The sequence below is a fragment of the Tateyamaria sp. genome (genome assembly GCF_039940735.1).
Lineage (GTDB): Bacteria > Pseudomonadota > Alphaproteobacteria > Rhodobacterales > Rhodobacteraceae > Tateyamaria.
In genome coordinates, this window is record NZ_JBDVGB010000036.1 from 81,580 (window position 1) to 101,047 (window position 19,468).

The 19,468-nt window shown below is 53.5% G+C and carries 16 protein-coding genes; 12 read left to right on the top strand and 4 right to left on the bottom strand.

Annotation, left to right across the window (positions count from 1 at the left end; translation table 11 throughout):
* The first annotated feature begins 77 nt into the window (after nucleotides 1-77).
* The 8 genes from regB to trxA all read left to right on the top strand — a co-directional run bounded on the left by regB (nucleotide 78) and on the right by trxA (nucleotide 11,916).
* Entirely contained in the window at nucleotides 78-1,475 is a 1,398-nt protein-coding gene (regB, locus tag ABJF76_RS06855) for a sensor histidine kinase RegB (RefSeq protein WP_413819244.1), read from the top strand.
* Nucleotides 1,476-1,557: 82 nt separating this feature from the next.
* On the top strand, nucleotides 1,558-3,072 hold the full coding sequence (locus tag ABJF76_RS06860; RefSeq protein ID WP_413818991.1) for a PAS-domain containing protein: 1,515 nt from the start codon (nucleotides 1,558-1,560) through the stop codon (nucleotides 3,070-3,072).
* A gap of 72 nt (nucleotides 3,073-3,144) precedes the next feature.
* Complete coding sequence (tsaE, locus tag ABJF76_RS06865; protein ID WP_413818990.1) at nucleotides 3,145-3,618, top strand: tRNA (adenosine(37)-N6)-threonylcarbamoyltransferase complex ATPase subunit type 1 TsaE; 474 nt, start codon at nucleotides 3,145-3,147, stop codon at nucleotides 3,616-3,618.
* Nucleotides 3,611-4,633, top strand: coding sequence for an aminoglycoside phosphotransferase family protein (locus tag ABJF76_RS06870; protein WP_413818989.1), 1,023 nt, complete (start codon nucleotides 3,611-3,613; stop codon nucleotides 4,631-4,633). The genes tsaE and ABJF76_RS06870 overlap by 8 nt, the downstream gene beginning before the upstream one ends.
* Nucleotides 4,609-5,301: a nucleotidyltransferase family protein gene (locus ABJF76_RS06875; protein ID WP_413818988.1), complete on the top strand. Its 693-nt coding sequence runs from the start codon at nucleotides 4,609-4,611 to the stop codon at nucleotides 5,299-5,301. Before ABJF76_RS06870 ends, ABJF76_RS06875 begins: the two co-directional genes overlap by 25 nt.
* Nucleotides 5,294-8,242, top strand: coding sequence for a double-strand break repair protein AddB (addB, locus tag ABJF76_RS06880; protein WP_413818987.1), 2,949 nt, complete (start codon nucleotides 5,294-5,296; stop codon nucleotides 8,240-8,242). Before ABJF76_RS06875 ends, addB begins: the two co-directional genes overlap by 8 nt.
* Nucleotides 8,239-11,556, top strand: a complete 3,318-nt coding sequence (gene addA, locus ABJF76_RS06885; protein WP_413818986.1) for a double-strand break repair helicase AddA — start codon at nucleotides 8,239-8,241, stop codon at nucleotides 11,554-11,556. The genes addB and addA overlap by 4 nt, the downstream gene beginning before the upstream one ends.
* 39 nt (nucleotides 11,557-11,595) lie before the next feature.
* Nucleotides 11,596-11,916 (top strand): thioredoxin, encoded by a 321-nt coding sequence (trxA, locus tag ABJF76_RS06890; RefSeq protein WP_413818985.1) that lies wholly within the window; start codon nucleotides 11,596-11,598, stop codon nucleotides 11,914-11,916.
* 51 nt (nucleotides 11,917-11,967) lie between these two features.
* Here the strand turns inward: trxA and ABJF76_RS06895 are convergent, their stop codons facing one another.
* Nucleotides 11,968-12,942 (bottom strand): phosphotransferase, encoded by a 975-nt coding sequence (locus ABJF76_RS06895; protein WP_413818984.1) that lies wholly within the window; start codon nucleotides 12,940-12,942, stop codon nucleotides 11,968-11,970.
* A 92-nt stretch (nucleotides 12,943-13,034) separates the two neighbouring features.
* On the opposite strand from ABJF76_RS06895, the gene hslV reads away from it, so the two are divergent.
* Nucleotides 13,035-13,592 (top strand): ATP-dependent protease subunit HslV, encoded by a 558-nt coding sequence (hslV, locus tag ABJF76_RS06900; RefSeq protein WP_413818983.1) that lies wholly within the window; start codon nucleotides 13,035-13,037, stop codon nucleotides 13,590-13,592.
* Between the two features lie 68 nt (nucleotides 13,593-13,660).
* Here hslV and ABJF76_RS06905 read toward each other — a convergent pair whose 3' ends face one another.
* Entirely contained in the window at nucleotides 13,661-14,035 is a 375-nt protein-coding gene (locus ABJF76_RS06905; RefSeq protein WP_413818982.1) for a DM13 domain-containing protein, read from the bottom strand.
* 134 nt (nucleotides 14,036-14,169) lie between these two features.
* Here ABJF76_RS06905 and hslU point away from each other — a divergent pair, with 134 nt between their 5' ends.
* From hslU to ABJF76_RS06920, 3 genes are read left to right on the top strand one after another with little or no spacing between them, the layout of a single operon-like run.
* Entirely contained in the window at nucleotides 14,170-15,477 is a 1,308-nt protein-coding gene (gene hslU / locus ABJF76_RS06910) for an ATP-dependent protease ATPase subunit HslU (protein WP_413818981.1), read from the top strand.
* Nucleotides 15,478-15,530: 53 nt separating this feature from the next.
* On the top strand, nucleotides 15,531-16,631 hold the full coding sequence (locus ABJF76_RS06915; protein ID WP_413818980.1) for an alpha/beta hydrolase: 1,101 nt from the start codon (nucleotides 15,531-15,533) through the stop codon (nucleotides 16,629-16,631).
* A complete protein-coding gene (locus ABJF76_RS06920; RefSeq protein WP_413818979.1) occupies nucleotides 16,631-17,875 on the top strand; it encodes an MFS transporter in 1,245 nt (414 codons plus the stop codon). Before ABJF76_RS06915 ends, ABJF76_RS06920 begins: the two co-directional genes overlap by 1 nt.
* Here the strand turns inward: ABJF76_RS06920 and ABJF76_RS06925 are convergent.
* Both ABJF76_RS06925 and ABJF76_RS06930 read right to left on the bottom strand, forming a co-directional pair.
* Entirely contained in the window at nucleotides 17,858-18,454 is a 597-nt protein-coding gene (locus ABJF76_RS06925) for a Smr/MutS family protein (RefSeq protein WP_413818978.1), read from the bottom strand. The two genes, ABJF76_RS06920 and ABJF76_RS06925, sit on opposite strands and share 18 nt — an antisense overlap.
* The gene (locus tag ABJF76_RS06930; RefSeq protein WP_413818977.1) at nucleotides 18,451-19,440 is read right to left on the bottom strand and encodes a murein transglycosylase A; all 990 of its coding nucleotides are present in this window, start codon (nucleotides 19,438-19,440) and stop codon (nucleotides 18,451-18,453) included. The genes ABJF76_RS06925 and ABJF76_RS06930 overlap by 4 nt, the downstream gene beginning before the upstream one ends.
* Between the last annotated feature and the right edge of the window lie 28 nt (nucleotides 19,441-19,468).

Here is a 19,468-nt window from a genome sequence, read left to right on the forward strand (position 1 = left end):
ATTGTCCTTAGTGCTTTGACTATAATGTTCTAGCTACCAATCTTATACCGCAGTGCAACCAACGAAGAAGTGACATGATGGCGCAACCCGAATTTGGCCTGCTTGATGGACAGCAACGTTCCAATTGGATTCGATTGCGCACGATGATCGTTTTGCGCTGGGTCGCTATTGTCGGTCAATTGATCGCGCTGACTGTAGCACAACACCTGCTTGGTTTGCAGATTGAACTGGGCCTTTGCTATCTGGCCGTCGGTATTTCGGCCATCGGAAACCTGATCGCGATCTTTGTTTTCCCTGAAAACAAGCGCCTTACCGAATCCGAGAACTTGTTGATGGTTTTGTTCGACCTTTTACAACTTGGGTTTTTGCTAGCGCTGACGGGCGGATTGAACAACCCGTTTGCGATGCTAATGCTCGGGCCCGTGACCATTTCAGCCGCTGTCTTGACCACGCGATCGACCATATTGGTTGGCGCAACTGCTATTGTCATCGTGACAGTTCTGTCTGAAATTCACATGCCTTTGCGCGCGAAAGATGGTGACGTGCTTAGCATTCCTGCGCTGTTTGTGTTTGGAAACTGGATCGCAATGGTCATCGCGATTTGCTTTATCAGTCTCTACTCACGTCGTGTAACGTCAGAAATCCATTCCATGTCAGATGCCTTATCTGCCACGCAACTTGCCCTGTCTCGCGAACAAAAGCTAACCGACTTGGGTGGTGTTGTCGCTGCCGCAGCGCACGAATTGGGCACACCGCTGGCAACAATCAAATTGGCCAGTAGTGAATTGATAGGAGAACTTACCGATCAGCCCGATCTTCAAGAAGACGCCGCATTGATCAGCCAACAAGCCGATCGTTGTCGGGATATTTTGCGTGACATGGGTCGTACAGGCAAAGACGATCTGCATATGCGTCAGGCTCCGCTTATGACCGTGGTACAAGAAGCCGCCGAGCCACATGCAAATCGCGGTAAATCAGTGCTGTACACCCATGATCCTGACGCCGGAGAAGAAATGGATCAGCCCGCCATTTTGCGCAAACCCGAGATCATTCACGGCCTGCGCAACCTTGTTCAGAACGCCGTGGATTTCGCACGTTCTACTGTTTGGGTCGAAGCACATTGGACTGACGATCACATAACATTGCGCATTATAGACGACGGTCGCGGTTTTCCTCCGCAAGTTTTGGGCCGCATTGGTGATCCATTTGTAGGTCATCGAAAAACAAACACTGACCGGGCACAACGACCTGAATACAATGGCATGGGCTTAGGTCTTTTCATCGCGAAAACACTGCTTGAACGTTCCGGTGCCGAATTGACTTTTGCCAATGGCGCAGACCCTTACGGGGAACAACAACAAGAAGGTCTTCACACTGGCGCAATCGTCAAAGTCACTTGGCCGCGAGGCAAAGTTGATGCTTTGAACGGTGAAAATTCGGTCAAACGGGGAAAAAATGAAAAACTCACAGTTTGAAAGACCGTTACTTCCAAGTAACTTAACCAACTGTTAACTTTGATGAAGCATAGGTAAAGCCTCGCGTCAGAGAGGTGACAGTGTGCCTTTTGTCGAAATCATCGTAATTTTCTTGAGTGCCGGAACTGCAGTTGTGGCAGGTCTTGTCTTTCTTAATGCGTCATCTGTACCTACGCAGAAGATGGCGCAACCTAGCCCACAAGGCTTGCATTTCCTATTCTGTGATCTGGATCTAGAACACGCCTCCGAACAGGCCCGCACAGTCCTAAGCCGGGAAAAAGCTGAAACAGATTGGCATGCTTTGCGCGCGGCATTGACGTCGCGATTTCCTGGCCTGCCTGACCCGGATGCCCTGCGCGAGATGAAGTCTTTGACCCTGCAAGCCGCTGCGTTTGACGACCCAGCGATCCTGCATTTGGACCGAGAACAAGAGATGACTCGCGTTGTCATCGAGGACGATTTTCTAACTGATGCCAGCGCGGTTCACGAAATCAAATCGCTTGAAGCTGAACTAGACACCTTGCGCCTTGCAGCGATCGACGCGCCTTACCCAATCTGGCTTGCGGATGCAGATGGTCACGTAAAATGGCACAATACCGCGTATGCCGCATTGGCAGATATCGCGCGGCCAAAACACATCGCCGTCGATCAGCCCTTGTTCTGCTTTGAGCCCAACGATCTACGCGACAAACGTACCGTTCGCGTGCCAATCAAAGTCGAGCACAATGCCACCACCGAATGGTACAACGTCACGGCGACCCATGCGGGCAGCAACGTGATCTATCACGCCATTGACATAAACGCTGTCATTCATGCCGAAGTTGCCCAGCGCAATTTCGTCCAGACGCTTGCCAAAACTTTCGCTCATCTGTCTATCGGTTTGGCAATTTTTGACCGCAACGGTCAGCTTGCATTGTTCAACCCAGCAATGGTTGATTTAACGTCTCTGCCCATCGAATTCCTGAGCGGTCGACCTAGTCTTTTGTCATTCTTTGACCGCCTTCGCGATAATCGCGTGATGCCCGAACCAAAGAATTACGGTTCTTGGCGGCAAGAGATTTCCGACATGATCGCCGCTGCGACCCAAGCCAGTTACCAAGAGACCTGGAACCTTGATACGGGCCACACCCATCGCGTAAGTGGGCGCCCACACCCCGATGGCGCAGTCGCCTTTTTAATCGAAGATATCACAGCAGAAATTTCGCTGACCCGCAATTTCAGGGCCGAACTTGAGTTGGGCCAATCATTGATGGACACATTTGAAGATGCGTTGGCGGTTTTTTCTTCGGCTGGCGTTCTGACATTTTGCAATTCTGCCTATCGGATGATGTGGAAAATGGACCCCGATTGCAGCTTTGCTGATGTGACAATTGTGGATTCTCTAAAGGAATGGCAAAACCAAACCGCCCCAGACCCTGCTTGGGCCGATATGCGGGATTTCGTCATGAAAGTGGGCGAACGCGCCCCTTGGGAAGCTGACATAAAACACCTCAGCCAAGGCCCCTATGTCGTGCGCTTGGCACCCATCGCCTCGGGCGCAACAGTGATTAGGTTTGTCGAGAACATCCCGGCAGCGCGGGCACGCATCCACTCGTAACGGATTGAATTTTGGAAGGCATGCACAAGTCATTCCACTTGCAGCGACGGGGGATGCCGATAGTTTGGCGTCATGAACGCGAACCCCCTGATCCTCGATTGGCCTGATGCTGATACGACCGCCCGCTGTGCCATTGCATTAGGGCAGAATTTGCAACCCGGCGATGTTGTATTGTTAAACGGCACCGTCGGCGCTGGAAAAACACATTTCGCGCGCGCTTTGATCCAATCATTGCTGAGCGTACCCGAAGACGTGCCTTCGCCTACCTTCACTCTGGTTCAAACCTACGACACGCAATCTGGTGATGTATGGCACGCTGATCTTTATCGCATCACAACCGACACAGAAATCGATGAACTTGGCCTGACTGAGGCCTTTGACAATGCGATATGCCTTATCGAATGGCCGGACCGCCTTGGGCCGTTGTTGCCAGATGACGCGCTGAACATCGACATTGCACAAGACGGTAATGGGCGCCGCGCGCACCTGTCTTGGTCCGACAAAAAATGGGAAAACCGACTATCCAAAGGGGTCCAACATGCCTGATCGTTCTGCTTTGATCGATGCGTTTCTTGAGCGTTCTGATTGGGCCAACTTGCCACGTAAACTGGTTGCAGGTGATGCATCAAACAGGCGTTACGAACGCCTGCAACGTGGGCCGGGTGATACGGCAATCCTGATGGATGCCCCGCCACAAAAAGGCGAAGATGTCCGACCATTCGTGGCGATCACGACCTATCTACGCGGCGCTGGCCTATCCGCCCCGCAAGTTTTCGCACAGGATGAGGTTAACGGTTTTTTGTTAATTGAAGACCTTGGCGATGATCTTTTTGCACGGGTGATGGTCGAAAATCCGGCGTTGGAAGAACCGCTTTACCAAGCCTCGGTTGATGTTTTGGTGCACCTGCACCGCGCATCCGCGCCCGACCTGCCTTGCTATGATGCGAACGTCATGACCGAACGCGCCGCCCTTGCCTATGACTGGTATCAATTCGGCGTGGCCGGAGACGTGGATAAAGCGGCAAAAAATCAATTCGCGACTGAATTTAGCGCGGCCCTCTCTTTGTTGGATGCAGAACCTCAAGTGCTAATCCAGCGCGATTACCATGCAGAGAACCTTTTGTGGCTACCCGATCGCAACGGCCCCGCCCGCGTTGGGCTTTTGGATTATCAGGACGCAATGCTGGGCCATCCAGCTTATGATTTAGTGTCCATTGCACAGGACGCGCGGCGCGATGTGGCGGCACCAATCGAAACCATGATGATTGAACGCTATCTGGCTGCGACGGATATGGACGCTAACAGTTTCACCCGCGCCTATGCCCTGCTTGGGGCGCAACGCAATTTACGCATTTTGGGCGTCTTTGCCCGCCTTTCACTTGCTTATGGAAAGCCACACTACGTTGATCTAATTCCGCGCGTTTGGGACCACATCCAAACCAACCTGTCCCATCCAGCACTGGCTGATATCAAACCGCTGATCGATGCGGACTTGCCAAACCCCACCCCTGCCCTTTTGCAAAAGCTCAAAGACCAATGCGCCACAATCCCCCTGCCTTAATGATCTTTGCTGCCGGCTTTGGCACGCGGATGCAGCACCTAACTGCGCACCAACCCAAACCACTGATCCAAGTGGCCGGACGTGCCCTGATTGACCACGCCATAATGCTTGGCCAGGAAGTTAAAGCGGAACCAATCGTCGCAAACCTGCACTACCTGCCGGACATGCTGGAAGACCACCTAGCCGGGTCCGAAGTGCAGACCTTGCGTGAACTGCCCGACATTTTAGAAACGGGCGGAGGTCTGCGGAATGCGCTGCCTATTCTTGGACCGTCGCCCGTGGCCACATTGAATTCAGATGCTGTTTGGGCTGGGCCAAACCCTTTGCAGTTGCTGATGGACGCGTGGGATCCTACGCGTATGGACGCCCTACTAACATGCATTCCGCTGGCGCAAGTGCATGGCCGGGACGGCGCTGGGGATTTCCATATCGACAACGCTGGTCGGCTGCACCGCGGTGGCGACATGGTCTATGGAGGGGCGCAAATTTTGAAGACTGAATTGTTGGAAAAAGTCCCAGATGCGGCGTTCTCTCTTAACGTCGTTTGGAACATGATGGCCAAGAAAAACAGCCTTTTTGGGCTGCCTTACCCCGGGCATTGGTGCGATGTTGGGCACCCCGCAGGCATAGCCGAGGCCGAAATGATGCTTGCGCAACACAATGTTTGACCCTTCACAAGAACCCCGGGTATTCGGCTGCGCCATGGGCGTCGATTTCCCCGCCGCCGTCATTCGAGGGCTGGAGCAGCGGTTAAATGGCTCTTCTCCTGAAGCTTGGGCACGCGTCACTCTTTTTGTGAACACCAAGCGTATGGCCCGCCGTTTGCGCGAACTGTTTGATGCAGGACCGCCCCGGTTATTGCCACGTATCCGCATGATTTCACAGCTTGACGATTTGCTGCCTGACGGGCCTTTGCCAGACCCAGCGACACCATTAAGGCGGCGTTTGCAACTTGTGGCCTTGATCAACAAGTTGATTGAACAACAGCCGGACCTTGCCCCAGACACCGCTGGGTTTGATCTGGCGGACAGCTTGGCCGGGTTGATGGACGAAATGCAGGGCGAAGGGGTAGACGCCGACGACATCGCCAAATTGGATGTGTCCGACCAATCCGGGCACTGGGCCAGAGCGCAGCAATTCATCGCCATCGCACAAACCTATATCAGCGCCTCTGCCAATGCACCTGATCCCGAAAAACGACAGCGTGATACGGTGTTGCGGCTGGCCGCGCATTGGACCGAAAATCCGATTCAAGACCCAATGATCATTGTCGGTTCAACTGGTTCTCGCGGGACCACGCAATTGTTGATGCAAGCGGTAGCTTCATTGCCGCAGGGGGCGGTGATCCTGCCCGGTTTCGACTTTGATATGCCGCATGTTTGGGATGTGATGGCACAAGATAAAGCAGGTGAAGACCACCCGCAGTTCCGTTTTTTGAAGCTTGCTGACGCGCTTGGCCTACATCCGTCCACGATAGCCGAATGGTCAGATAATGCGGCCCCATCCGCTGCCCGCAACAGGCTTGTGTCACTGGCATTGCGCCCGGCCCCTGTGACCGATGCATGGCGCAGCGAAGGGCCGAACTTAACCGATCTCGACACCGCATGTGCACCGCTCACTTTGGTCGAAGCGGACACGCCCCGCGCTGAGGCATTGGCAATCGCTATGCGACTACGAGAGGCTGCCGAAACAGGTCAACGCGCCGCTTTAATCACGCCTGATCGTATGCTGACCCGTCAAGTCACCGCAGCGTTGGATCGCTGGAATATTCTACCTGATGATAGCGCAGGCACGCCTTTGCACCTATCGCCGCCTGGTCGGTTTCTACGTCATGTTGCCAGTTTATTTGAGCGGCCTTTAGATGCAGAGGCTTTGCTAACGCTATTAAAACATCCGCTGACGCATTCCGGACAGGACCGCAATTTCCACCAACTGAAAACGCAAAAGCTGGAATTGAGGATACGCCGTCAAGGCCTGCCTTATCCTGAGCGTGCAGGCCTGTTGGATTGCGCCGCACATGCCGACAAGAACAACGCCGAAGAAATGGTAGAATGGGCGACTTGGGTCGCTGATCTTATCTGTGGGCAAACCGTGTCTGGGCCTTTGACTTTGACGGATTGGGTAACTCGGCACGTCGCTTTGGCGGAAGCAATCGGGAATGGCCCAACTGGCAACGATGGCGGAGAGCTGTGGCAGAAAAAGGCGGGGCAAGTCGCACACCGGACAATGGCTGCATTGGCAGACGAGGCGCATTATGGCGCTGAAATGAGCGCATCAGATTATGCCGCATTGGTCGGAGCGGTTCTTAGCCAAGGTGAAGTCCGCGACCGCGACGCCCCACACCCCAACATCATGATTTGGGGTACACTCGAAGCCCGTGTGCAGGGTGCGGACCTTGTTATTCTTGCTGGATTGAACGACGGTACGTGGCCCGAAGCGCCCAAACCTGATCCGTGGTTAAACCGCAAAATGCGGTTTGATGCCGGGTTGCTGCTGCCCGAACGGAGGATCGGATTGTCGGCGCATGATTTCCAGCAAGCCTTCGCCGCGCCTGAAGTATGGTTAACACGCTCCATCCGATCTGAGGACGCAGAGACAGTACCGTCGCGCTGGATCAACCGCTTAAAGAACTTGCTGTTGGGGCTTTCAGCGCAGGACGCGCCAGACGTCTGGCAAGATATGCAAAACAGAGGGAATTTGTGGCTGAATCGCGCCAAACAGCTTGAAGCGACTTCTGACGTGGCCAAAGCCCATCGTCCCGCACCATGCCCGCCTGTTTCAGCCCGGCCGCGGCGCTTTACTGTGACTGAAATACAGACCCTAATAAGGGATCCTTATGCAATTTACGCAAAGCACTGTCTGCGATTGCGCGCCCTAAGACCTTTGGTGCAAACACCTGATGCATTACTGCGCGGGATCTTGTCCCATGACGTCATGGAACGGTTTGTTAAGGCCACGCTTGACGATCCGAACCTGCTGAATGTGGGTGAATTGATGGATCACGCCACCCGCGTTTTAGATGGCGACGTACCTTGGCCGGCCGCCCGTGCCTTGTGGTTGGCGCGTTTTGAACGGGCTGCTGCATGGATTGTGGAAACCGAAGCGCTTCGCCAATCCATTGCGACGCCGACACTGTTTGAGGACGACGCCGTTGGGCGGCTCACTTTGCCGTCCATAGCGACAACGCTTGAAGGGCGTGCCGACCGCATAGACGTGGATGAAGTCGGCAACGCAATCATTTATGATTACAAAACCGGTGCGCCACCTGCCAAAGACAAACAAAAGCATTTTGACAAACAACTGTTGATCGAGGCCGCAATGGTCGAAGAAGGTGCCTTTGAAAAACTAGGCGTCCGCACAGTGAACGCAGCTCAATTCATTGGGTTAGGATCGAATCCTGCCACCGTGGATGCCCCCATCCAAGATGAACCTGCGATCAAAATTCTAGCTGAGCTTGTTAGTCTTTTGTCTGCGTATCTTGAAGGTGACAAAGGCTATACCTCGCGCCGCGCAATGGAAAAGGACACAGATGCGCGGGATTATGATCAACTTGCTAGATTTGGCGAATGGGATGTGACAGCCACCGCCGTACCCGAGGTGCTGGAATGACGCAAATGAACGATGCAACCCGTCGTCAGCACAGCGCGGCCGAGCCTATGGCTTCGACTTGGTTGTCCGCAAATGCAGGGTCCGGGAAAACCCGGGTTCTGACTGATCGCGTTGCAAGGTTGCTGCTGGAAGAGGTCGAGCCACAGCACATCCTTTGCCTGACCTATACAAAAGCCGCCGCGTCAGAAATGCAGAACCGCTTGTTCCAACGCCTTGGCGCTTGGGCGATGTTGGGCGATGATGACTTGCGTGCAGCGTTGGCTGATTTGGGGTTAGAACGCACACCAACTGATAAGGATTTACTGCGCGCACGAACTTTGTTTGCCCGTGCGATCGAAACCCCCGGTGGGTTGAAAATTCAGACGATCCACTCGTTTTGCGCATCTCTCTTGCGACGCTTCCCACTTGAGGCTGGCGTTAGCCCACAGTTTACCGAAATCGAAGATCGCGCCGCTGATCTTCTTCGTGCCGAATTGGTCGATAAGATGGCCGATGGGGCAGATGCGCCAATATTGGCCGCTCTGGCCCGGCAGTATTCCGGTGATGATTTTTTGAAACTCACCAAAGCTATTGTCGGCAGCGCAGAACAGTTTTCAGACCTCACGCTTGATGCCGCTTTGGCGCTCTTTCAACAGCCTGCTGGCTTAACACGGGAAAAGATTGCGCAAGATGCCTTCTCCCCCGGCGATTGGGACATGCTGCAGGCATTGATCCCAATTCTTGAATCCCAAGGGGTCACCGACAGTGCGGTTGGTAAAACGCTAAAGACAATGATCGCTCTGGATACACAAAGCCTGACAATCGCCGAAGGCGCGTTTCTGACGAAAGCGGGCACACGCAAGAAAAAGTTTCCGACCAAGGGCACGCAAGCGCAAGCTGCACATCTTATACCAGACCTAGAAGCGTTGGTAGATCGCGTTGAAAATGCGCGGCAGGCCCGACTTGCACTTGAGGCAGCAGAACGAACCGTCGTGCTGCACCAATTTGCGCGTCGTTTTGCGCAAAGTTACGCGACAGCCAAACAACGCCGGGGATGGCTTGATTTTGACGACCTCATTCAAAAGGCCCGCCAATTGCTAAGCGATGATCGTGTCGCCGCATGGGTGCTTTATCGTTTAGACGGTGGCATCGATCATATTCTGGTGGATGAAGCGCAAGACACCAGTCCAACGCAATGGGACGTGATCCGCCGACTGGCCGAAGAATTTTCCAGTGGAGACGGGGCGCGCGCAGATGTAACGCGCACGATTTTTGTCGTGGGTGACAAAAAGCAGTCGATTTATTCTTTCCAAGGTGCTGACCCCAGAGAATTTGACCGGATGCAGCACGAATTCGGCTCTAAATTGGCGCAAACCGATAAAAACCTGCGATCAATGACGCTGGATTATTCTTTCCGTTCGTCACCTGCGATCTTAAGTTTGGTGGATTCTGTGTTTGGCGGCGCTGCCTCAGCCGGGTTCGACAAAGGCGAACATATCGCTTTCAACACCGACCTGCCCGGGCGTGTTGATCTTTGGCCCCTTGTTCCCAAGCCGGAAAAAGAAGCCGAACAAGAGTGGTTTGACCCGCTTGATCGACGCAACGCCGCCCATCAATATCGCGTGCTTGCACAAGCCATCGCAGGTCAGATCAAACAGATGATCGACAACAAAGTTTTAATCCCTGACAAAGACGGGGCACGTCCTGTTCAACCCCGTGATATTCTGATCCTAGTGCAACGGCGAGGCGGCATTTTTCCAGATATTATCCGCGCATGCAAAGAGGCTGAACTGCCCATCGCCGGTGCTGACCGCCTGAAAGTCGGGGCGGAAATTGCAGTACGCGACCTAGGCGCGTTGCTGTCCTTTTTGGCCACGCCGGATGACAATCTGTCACTGGCAACGGCATTGCGATCGCCCCTTTTTGGGTGGTCAGAGCAAGATTTATTCACCCTCGCATATCATCGCAAAGATCCATTTTTGTGGGCTGAGCTCCGCACGAAAGGTGCGGTTTATCCTGAGACAGTCTCGATCCTGACGGATTTACGCGACCATATTGATTTCTTACGCCCTTACGATCTGATCGAACGGATCTTAACACGTCACGGAGGTCGTAATCGTCTACTTGCCCGTCTTGGCGCCGAAGCCGAGGATGGGATCAATGCGCTTTTGTCTCAAGCATTGGCGTTCGAACGTGCGTCTGTCCCAAGCTTGACCGGGTTTTTGACCTGGATGGAAACCGACGATCTTGAGGTGAAGCGGCAGATCGATAGTGCTTCGAACCAAATTCGTGTGATGACCGTTCATGGATCAAAAGGGTTGGAATCCCCCATCGTGGTCCTACCTGAATGTGGCAAACGTGACTTTCAAATCAGAAATGAATTCATAACCATCGACGGCGTCCCGGCTTGGAAAATGCCAAGCGCGGCACAGCCCGAAACAATGGCCGCCCGATTGGAAGAAATGAAAGCTGCCCAGCGCGAGGAATCGTTGCGGCTGCTTTATGTTGCTCTGACACGGGCGGAAAAGTGGTTAATCGTCGGTGCCTCTGGGGAATTGGACAAAAACGGCGACGATTGGCATCAACGTGTAGACGCTGCTATGCGTGCCGGAGGTGCCTTTGAGCACGAAACGCCAGTGGGGTCCGGCCTGCGTATGGATCACGGGTCATGGGATTTCAGCAACACGGTTCAGACACCGATTGTCGCGCCATCGCCACCTGAGCTGCCTGCGCATTTCCAAAAGCCCGCGCCAGATTTACCGCAAACGATTGCGACCTTATCGCCCTCCGATTTAGGTGGGGCCAAGGCGCTGCCCGGCGATGGTCTGGACGAAGAAACTGCCAAAGCATTTGGCACATTGGTGCATTACGTACTTGAAACGCAAACGACAGATCAGCCAGCAACATTACCGGGTGATCTATCTGACGAGCAGAAAAAAGCTGCCTTTGATGAGGCACAGGCCGTTCTGAATAAGCCTGAGTTAGAGTATATATTTGATACAGAAACATTGGCCGAGGTTCCTGTCACGGCGCAGTTGGGGCACCATCGCATTCACGGCACGGTCGACCGTTTGATTGTAACCCCCGACACTATTCAAATCATAGATTTCAAAAGCAACCGAACGGTTCCAAGTACACCGCAAAATTGTCCAGAAGGCGTTTTGCGCCAAATGGGGGCCTATGCACATGCCGTTGCGCAAATTTTTCCCGACCACACGCAGAAGCTTGGCATATTGTGGACGCGCACCGGGCAAATGATGACTCTGCCGCACGAAATCGTGACGAATGCCTTGGGTCGCACGCCATATCTTGACGATAGGGACACGGCTACATAGGTTGCCCATCAATGCTGGATCCCGTCAGGAGAAAATGACATGGCAACTATGGCCGTTACCGACGCAACCTTTGACGCCGAAGTCAAAAATTCCGATGTCCCCGTTGTTGTGGACTTTTGGGCCGAATGGTGTGGCCCATGCAAACAGATCGGCCCCGCTCTTGAAGAGCTGTCTGCCGAAATGGAAGGCAAAGTGAAAATCGTCAAAGTTGACGTGGACACAAACCCCAATTCGCCTGCTCAGATGGGTGTACGCGGTATTCCTGCGCTGTTCATCTTTAAAGGTGGTGAGGTCGTGGCAAACATGGCCGGCGCCAAGCCAAAAGCCGCGCTGCAAAGCTGGATCGAAGAATCGATCTAAGCCCACACTTCCTTAAAATTTAACGGCCTCCAAACTTTGGGGGCCGTTTTTTTATGTGAACCCAAAAGCGTTTCGAGCCAACGCTTCGATTGCTTCCATGCGCGCCACTTGACGCCAACTGCGCAGCATAGGATTTGTCGGGATCAACCGCCAATCGTTCAACAGCTGAACAAAAGGCACAAACCGCACCGACGGATCGTCGCGCCCGACCAGATCATAGCCATCAAAAAACGAATCTCGTGTGGCATCAGACAGCACTGCTCCCGGTTGCAGGTCGGTCTTAGACTGAAACATTTCGGCGTAATCCAAAAGAAGACGAGCGATGTCAAAACCAACGGGCGCGGTTGACGTAGTTTTAAAATCAAGCCCAGTTTCGCCATCCGGGCCCAGCAAAATATTACGTAGATTGAAATCACCGTGTTTGACAGCAGACGTCGTCTGTTGATCAGATACAGTTTCTGCAATTTGCGGTATTTTAGCACACGACGCGATGAACAAATCTGGCAAGGGAACGTTTAACGCCCCTTCAAGCACCGCATCACCCATACGCGATACGTGCGCCACCATGTACTTGGGTTGATAGGTTCGTTTTTCTGTTGGCATCGTCTTGTGAAATGCAGCCAGCCATGTTCCGCTACGGCGTAACATCTGCGCATGCGGCCGACCTGCGGCCAGATGATCATTCAGCGTTTTTCCAGATGCCTCGACCATAATGACCAAAGTGCCATCGTCATTGCAATACAACACTTCTGGCGCATGCGCCTTTTGCTGTTCAGCTAACCGTTCAAAGACGCCTTGCTGCGCCTGCACTGTCCCTAGGTGATCCGAATCATCCGGCGCTTTGAAAATCCGCTTCAGGATCAATTTGCGCTTACCCTTAAGACGCACAACGATATGGCTGCGTTCAGGTTCATCTTTCTGCCAGATGACCTTGGATTTAAAATCGGCCCCAACCAGCCCCAGTTGTGGCGCAATTTCTGCCCACTCTGCCAACGCCAGTTTTAATCGAGGATCTTTGCCCAACATTCTCATGCCCTCACACAACCACATTGCCCCTGCGGATTGAAGCCGCATGCAATAGGACGCATATAGATGATTAGAAAAAGAGGAGACGCGACATGGCCAAATCCGATTTTCCCGGCTGGCATGGGACCACAATCGTCGGCGTGAAGAAAGACGGCGAGGTTGTGATCGCAGGTGATGGGCAGGTGTCTTTAGGGCAAACTGTTATCAAGGGCACTGCGCGCAAAGTACGCCGTTTAAGCCCCGGTGGCTTTGACGTGGTGGCGGGCTTTGCTGGGTCAACAGCTGATGCATTTACCCTGCTAGAGCGGCTGGAAACCAAACTTGAGGCGACACCTGGTCAATTGGCGCGGGCAAGCGTCGAACTGGCCAAGGACTGGCGCACCGACAAGTATCTGCAAAAGCTAGAAGCCATGTTGATTGTGACCGACGGCAAAGATTTGCTTGTCATCACTGGTGCGGGCGATGTTCTAGAACCTGAACACAACGTCGCGGCCATTGGATCAGGTGGTAATTATGCGTTGGCCGCAGCGCGCGGGATGATGGACAGCGATCGCAATGCCGAAGCCGTTGCCCGCGATGCTATGGCAATAGCATCTGATATTTGCGTTTACACCAATGGAAATTTGACGGTCGAGTCGATCAAAGCCTAATTCGTAGGGCCCAAACACAAACGGGCCGCCAAAAGAAAGCGGCCCGTCAGATTGATATCGTTTTGGAATTAGTTCAGCTTGGCAACGCCCAGCGATACGTTGAACTTTTCGCACCAGATCCAAACTTCGTTATATTCGCTTGCGTCGATGCCCGCAGGAATTTCGTAGCTGGATGCGCCGTTGTTCGACTTGAGCAAGCCCATCAACGTTTTAGAATCGTACCCGTTTTTGCCCAGCGCTACTTTGGGGTCAGGTGCGCCATCAAACGTGAAGTCACCCAACAGGTTAACCTGATTGCCTGCAATTTCGGCTGTGCCCGTTGTTACATGGTTATTGGTGCCTTTGAATTTTCCTGTGCGACCATGGCCGCCCGCGAATACGCTAGAGGCGGAAACTGCTGCAACGGCACCAGCGGCGACAGAAAAGAAAGAACGACGGTTCATCGGAAACTCCAAGTGAAATGCTTACCCGGACAAGATGGCAGAAGACGTCGCATATTACATGCTCCCCCACGGAGATGTGAGCCTGGTTGCGTTTCCGTGATGAGTGGTTACGTAGTCGGGCAAAGGAGACGCCAATGACTGATCTTACCCCGCGCGAAATTGTTTCAGAGCTTGATCGTTTCATAATCGGACAAGCCGACGCCAAACGGGCCGTTGCAGTTGCGCTTCGCAATCGCTGGCGGCGTAAGCATCTGGGGGATGATCTTCGGGATGAGGTGTACCCTAAAAACATTTTAATGATCGGACCAACCGGTGTCGGCAAAACGGAAATCAGCCGTCGGTTGGCGAAACTGGCCCGTGCTCCCTTTTTAAAGGTTGAAGCGACCAAGTTTACCGAAGTTGGCTATGTCGGGCGTGACGTTGAACAAATCATTCGGGATCTTGTGGATTCCGCCATCGCACAGACCCGCGAAAACATGCGCGAAGACGTGCACACCAAGGCCAAACAAGCTGCCGAAGATCGAGTTATCACAGCCATTGCTGGCACTGACGCGCGCGATGGCACACGTGATATGTTTCGCAAAAAGCTGCGCTCAGGCGAACTGGACGACACTGTCATTGAACTAGACGTTGCTGACACGTCCAGCCCATTTCCAATGATGGACATCCCCGGCCAACCCGGGGGCAGTGCGGGCATGATGAATCTTGGTGATCTGTTCGGCAAAGCGATGGGCGGACGCACAGCGCGAAAAAAGCTGACGGTATCCCAAAGTTACGATGTGCTCATTGGCGAAGAAGCAGACAAATTGCTTGATGATGAAACGGTAAACAAGGCCGCGCTTGAAGCGGTTCAAGAAAATGGAATCGTGTTTCTAGACGAAATCGACAAGGTCTGTGCCCGTTCGGATGCACGAGGCGGAGACGTCAGTCGCGAGGGCGTGCAGCGTGATTTGTTGCCCTTGATCGAAGGCACCACTGTCAGCACCAAACATGGATCGGTCAAAACTGACCATATTCTGTTTATTGCATCAGGCGCGTTCCACATTGCCAAACCGTCCGACCTGTTACCTGAACTGCAAGGTCGGCTACCCATCCGGGTCGAATTGCGTCCCCTTACAGAAAACGATTTTGTCCGCATTCTTGAAGAAACCGACAATGCGCTGACATTGCAATATTCGGCTTTGATGGCGACCGAACAAGTGACCGTCAGCTTTGAACCGGATGGCATCCGCGCCCTGGCCCGGATCGCCGCCGAGGTAAACCAAAGCGTCGAAAACATTGGTGCGCGTCGCCTTTATACTGTGATGGAACGGGTATTTGAGGAGCTTTCCTTTACCGCGCCGGACCGTGGCGGCGAAAATATCCTTGTGAACGCCGCCTTTGTCGAAGAACATTTGGGCGAGTTATCGCGGTCAACGGACCTTAGTCGTTATGTTCTGTAGTCGTCGTCAATAAACTCGGCTAAAGCGAACGCAACAAAAGCTGGGGTTTCATCATGCGGTGGTTTGCGTTCATTTTGGTACTGGCCGCCGCCGGATGCAGCGATCGCACAGCGGCGCCCATTGTGCCTGACGCGTTGAATTTCGGACTAAACAAAACCGTCTTTATTGGGACAACGCGCGACCGCAATGAGGCTGGCGAATTTGGGATTGAAAGATCTACCCACTTGCATCTGTTGCAAGCCACTGTGTCGATCCCTCCGAACCGCGATTTGGGCAGCGTGTCCGATGGTTTCGACAGCCCAAACCCCAAGCGTGACTTTGCCATCGCTGAACTGACGCAGTTTGAAACCACCAACGCTTTTGCCAACAGTTTGCGATCTGAAATTGACAATCGTGCCGTGAATAACCGGGAGGTGACGGTTTTTGTTCATGGTTTTAACAACAGTTTTGCTGACTCTGCCTTTCGTATGGCGCAACTGGCCCATGACCTGGAACTACCTGGCGCGCACGTCAGTTATGCGTGGCCCAGTCGTGGCAATCCTTTGGGTTACGAATACGATCGCGACAGTGCTTTGTTTGCCCGTGATGGTCTGGCCGAATTGTTGGAATCTGTCCGGTCAGCTGGGCGACCCAATTTAATTGTTGTTGCGCATTCCATGGGCAGCGCACTTGTCATGGAGACATTTCGCCAGCTCGAAATTGCGCAGCCCGGTTGGGTTGGGGAAAATGTGCGTGGTGTCATCCTTATGTCGCCTGACATCAATATCGACGTGTTTCGCAACCAGTTCAGCCGCATAAAAAACGTCCCCGATCCGTTTGTCGTTGTCGTGTCGCGCAAAGATGCTGTGTTGCGCGTTTCGTCACGCTTGCGGGGACAAAAGACGCAGCTTGGAAATATCTCAAATGCGGAAGACGTGGCGGATCTGCCGATCACGATTTTAGATGTCAGCGAATTTTCTGACCTAAGATCTGGCAACCATTTTGTCGCTGCGGGATCACCTGCATTGATCCAATTGCTGCGCCGGTCATCCGAACTTGATCGAGAATTTTTGCGTGGGCGAAATGGGTCTGTTGTCTTGCTGCCTTGGCAAAGGCGCATCGTCACACAAACCAATGGCGACACATCAGTGGTTGTGTCCGGAGGCGATCGATAGTGATCTCACTCTCGATACGCGCAGACCTATTTTCCTTTCTGAAACAAAACAGAAATTGGCTGACAGCTGGGGCGTTGTTGTCGTTGCTGTCGTCATTCGGACAGACCTTTTTCATCTCAATCTTTGCGGCAGAAATTCAGGCTGACTTCGGCCTAAGCCACGGAGGCTGGGGCAGCATCTATGCCCTTGGAACAATGGCATCTGCGGCCACCATGGTTTGGGCAGGCAGCCTGACGGATATCTTTCGTGCACGCACCTTAGGGGTTCTGATTTTCGGCATGTTGGCGGCCTCTTGCCTTGCCATGGCTGTGAATCCCTATCTTTCACTTTTGCCAATCGTGATCTTCGCATTGCGACTGACGGGGCAGGGCATGTGCAGCCATATTGCGGTCGTGTCGATGGCGCGCTGGTTTGTGGCGACACGGGGTCGCGCACTTTCGATGGCATCCCTTGGCTTTGCCATGGGAGAGGCGCTGTTGCCGATCGTGTTTGTTGCCCTCCTTGGCCTGTTCCATTGGCGTTCGCTTTGGGTGGTTGCAGCCATCGTCGCGTTGGCGGGCATTCCACTATTGCTAACGCTGTTGAAAACCGAACGCGCACCACAATCCATGGCTGATGAAAACCAAAGTGTGGGGATGCAGGGCGAACACTGGACACGCAAAAAGGCGCTGCGGCACCCGCTTTTCTGGTTTATGATCCCGGCGCTTTTGGGACCTTCCGCCTTTAACACCGCCTTCTTTTTCAATCAGGTCTATTTCGCTGACATCAAAGGGTGGAGCCACCTTTCCCTTGTGACGTTGTTCCCGCTGTACACCTTGATGGCGATCGCTGCGATGGTTGCCTCAGGGATTGCGCTAGACCGATTTGGCACGGCCCGTATGATCCCTATTTATCAATTGCCGATGGTGATTGCGTTTACCATTTTTGCCCTTTCAGGATCGCTTGTGCAGGCCGCTTTCGGTTTTGTATTTCTGGCGATGACGACGGGGGCAAATTCAACGCTACCCAATGCGTTTTGGGCCGAATTCTATGGCACGCGACATATCGGATCGATCAAGGCGATGGCCACGGCTGTCATGGTTTTGGGTTCTGCAATCGGTCCGGGGATTACGGGGGTTTTGATTGACACTGGTGTTGATTTGAACACGCAATACATCGGCGTTTCCGTCTACTTCCTGCTGGCATGCCTTTGTACTTGGGTCGGCATCCATCGGTATCGTAATGCTTTACCGCGTTCGACGTAGATAGACATAATACGCGCCCCCGCCGCCATGGCGCAAATGGGCTTGTGTGACCTGCAAGACAGCAGAGGATAGCGGTGGCAGCGACAGCCACTGTGGCACCTGATGGCGCAACACACCAAAACGGACCGGAATTGGCCCCCCATCATCGCGTTGTTTGCCTTTTCCAGTAACCACAAGAATAAGGCGCTTGCCTTGCGCTTGTGCGCCAAGAACAAAGCGCGTCAGGGCCGGGTGGGCGCGATCCAACGTCATTCCATGTAAATCGATTTTACCTTCTGGACGCAGTTTGCCACGTGTCATTTGACCAAAGGCTTTGCTGTCCATTTTAAGAGCTTGCCCACGTATTTGATCCGCGATGGCTGGCAACATGTCAGCTGTCGACGAAGGACGGGACGCGGGCTGAGATACAGATTTGGGCAACGTATGAAACGTCGCCTTTTTACGAGGGGCTTGCAGTGATGGCGACGTCGCCACCAAGTCCTGCGGATCTAGTGGCTTTTCCGGGTGCAATCGATCTGCACCTGATACGACTTTGCGCCACAATTCTTCTTCATCCGGACGTAACTTGCGGCGTTTCATATCGCGCTTTCCGGCAATAAGGCATATGCGCGCTGGATTGGCATCAACACCATCAAGCGGCCCGGATCACGCAAACGCCCGGCTTCCCGCCCAGCGCGATCGCCTGTTCCAAAAAAAACATCCGCCCGTTGCGCGCCTTTGATGGCCGACCCCGTGTCTTGCGCCACCATTAAACGACGTAATGGTTCCTTGCCGTCTTTCTCAATCCAGACAGGCGCACCCAACGTCACAAATGACGGATCAACAGCGACAGTACGCATTGTTGTGATGGATCTGTTCATCGCGCCCAAAGGGCCACGATCTGCGGGTACTTCGCTGACTTCACGAAAGAACACATAAGACGGGTTGTGATAAAGCAATTCCTGACCATCAAGCGGGTTTCGCCTCACCCAGTTTTTGATGACATCCGCGCTGACTTGATGCGCTAAATATGTTCCGCGTCGCACCAGTTCGGCCCCGACAGACCGATAGTTGTGCCCGTTTGATCCAGAATACCCCACGCGGATGGTGCCACCGTTCGACAAATTGATCCGCCCCGACCCCTGAATCTGAAGGAAAAATAGTTCGACCGGGTCATCGACCCAAGCGATTTCCAAACCCCGGTCATTCATCACCCCACCTTGCAGAATCTCGCGGCGAGTGTGCCAAGGGCGCGAAACGCGGGCTTCGGGTGGCATGGCGTAAACCGGATAGCGATACCGCGAAGTACGACGTGTTGACCCATCAAGTTCGGGTTCAAAGTAACCGGTAAACAAGGCGGGCTGACCATCGTCGATCAAAACCGGGCGAAAGAATAGTTCAAAAAACGCCTTGGCATCAGGGATTTGCCCGGCCACCGCACATAAAGACTGCCAGTCCGATGCTTTGATATCTTGGCACGTGCTGCGAAAGACGTCCAAAGCCGCAGCGTGGTCATCATTGGCCCAGCCATCAAGGTCGCTGTAGTTCAAGACTTTGTATTGCACATCGGCGGCTGCCCCACTCATCGAGAAGGCAACCACGCAAAGTGCTCCG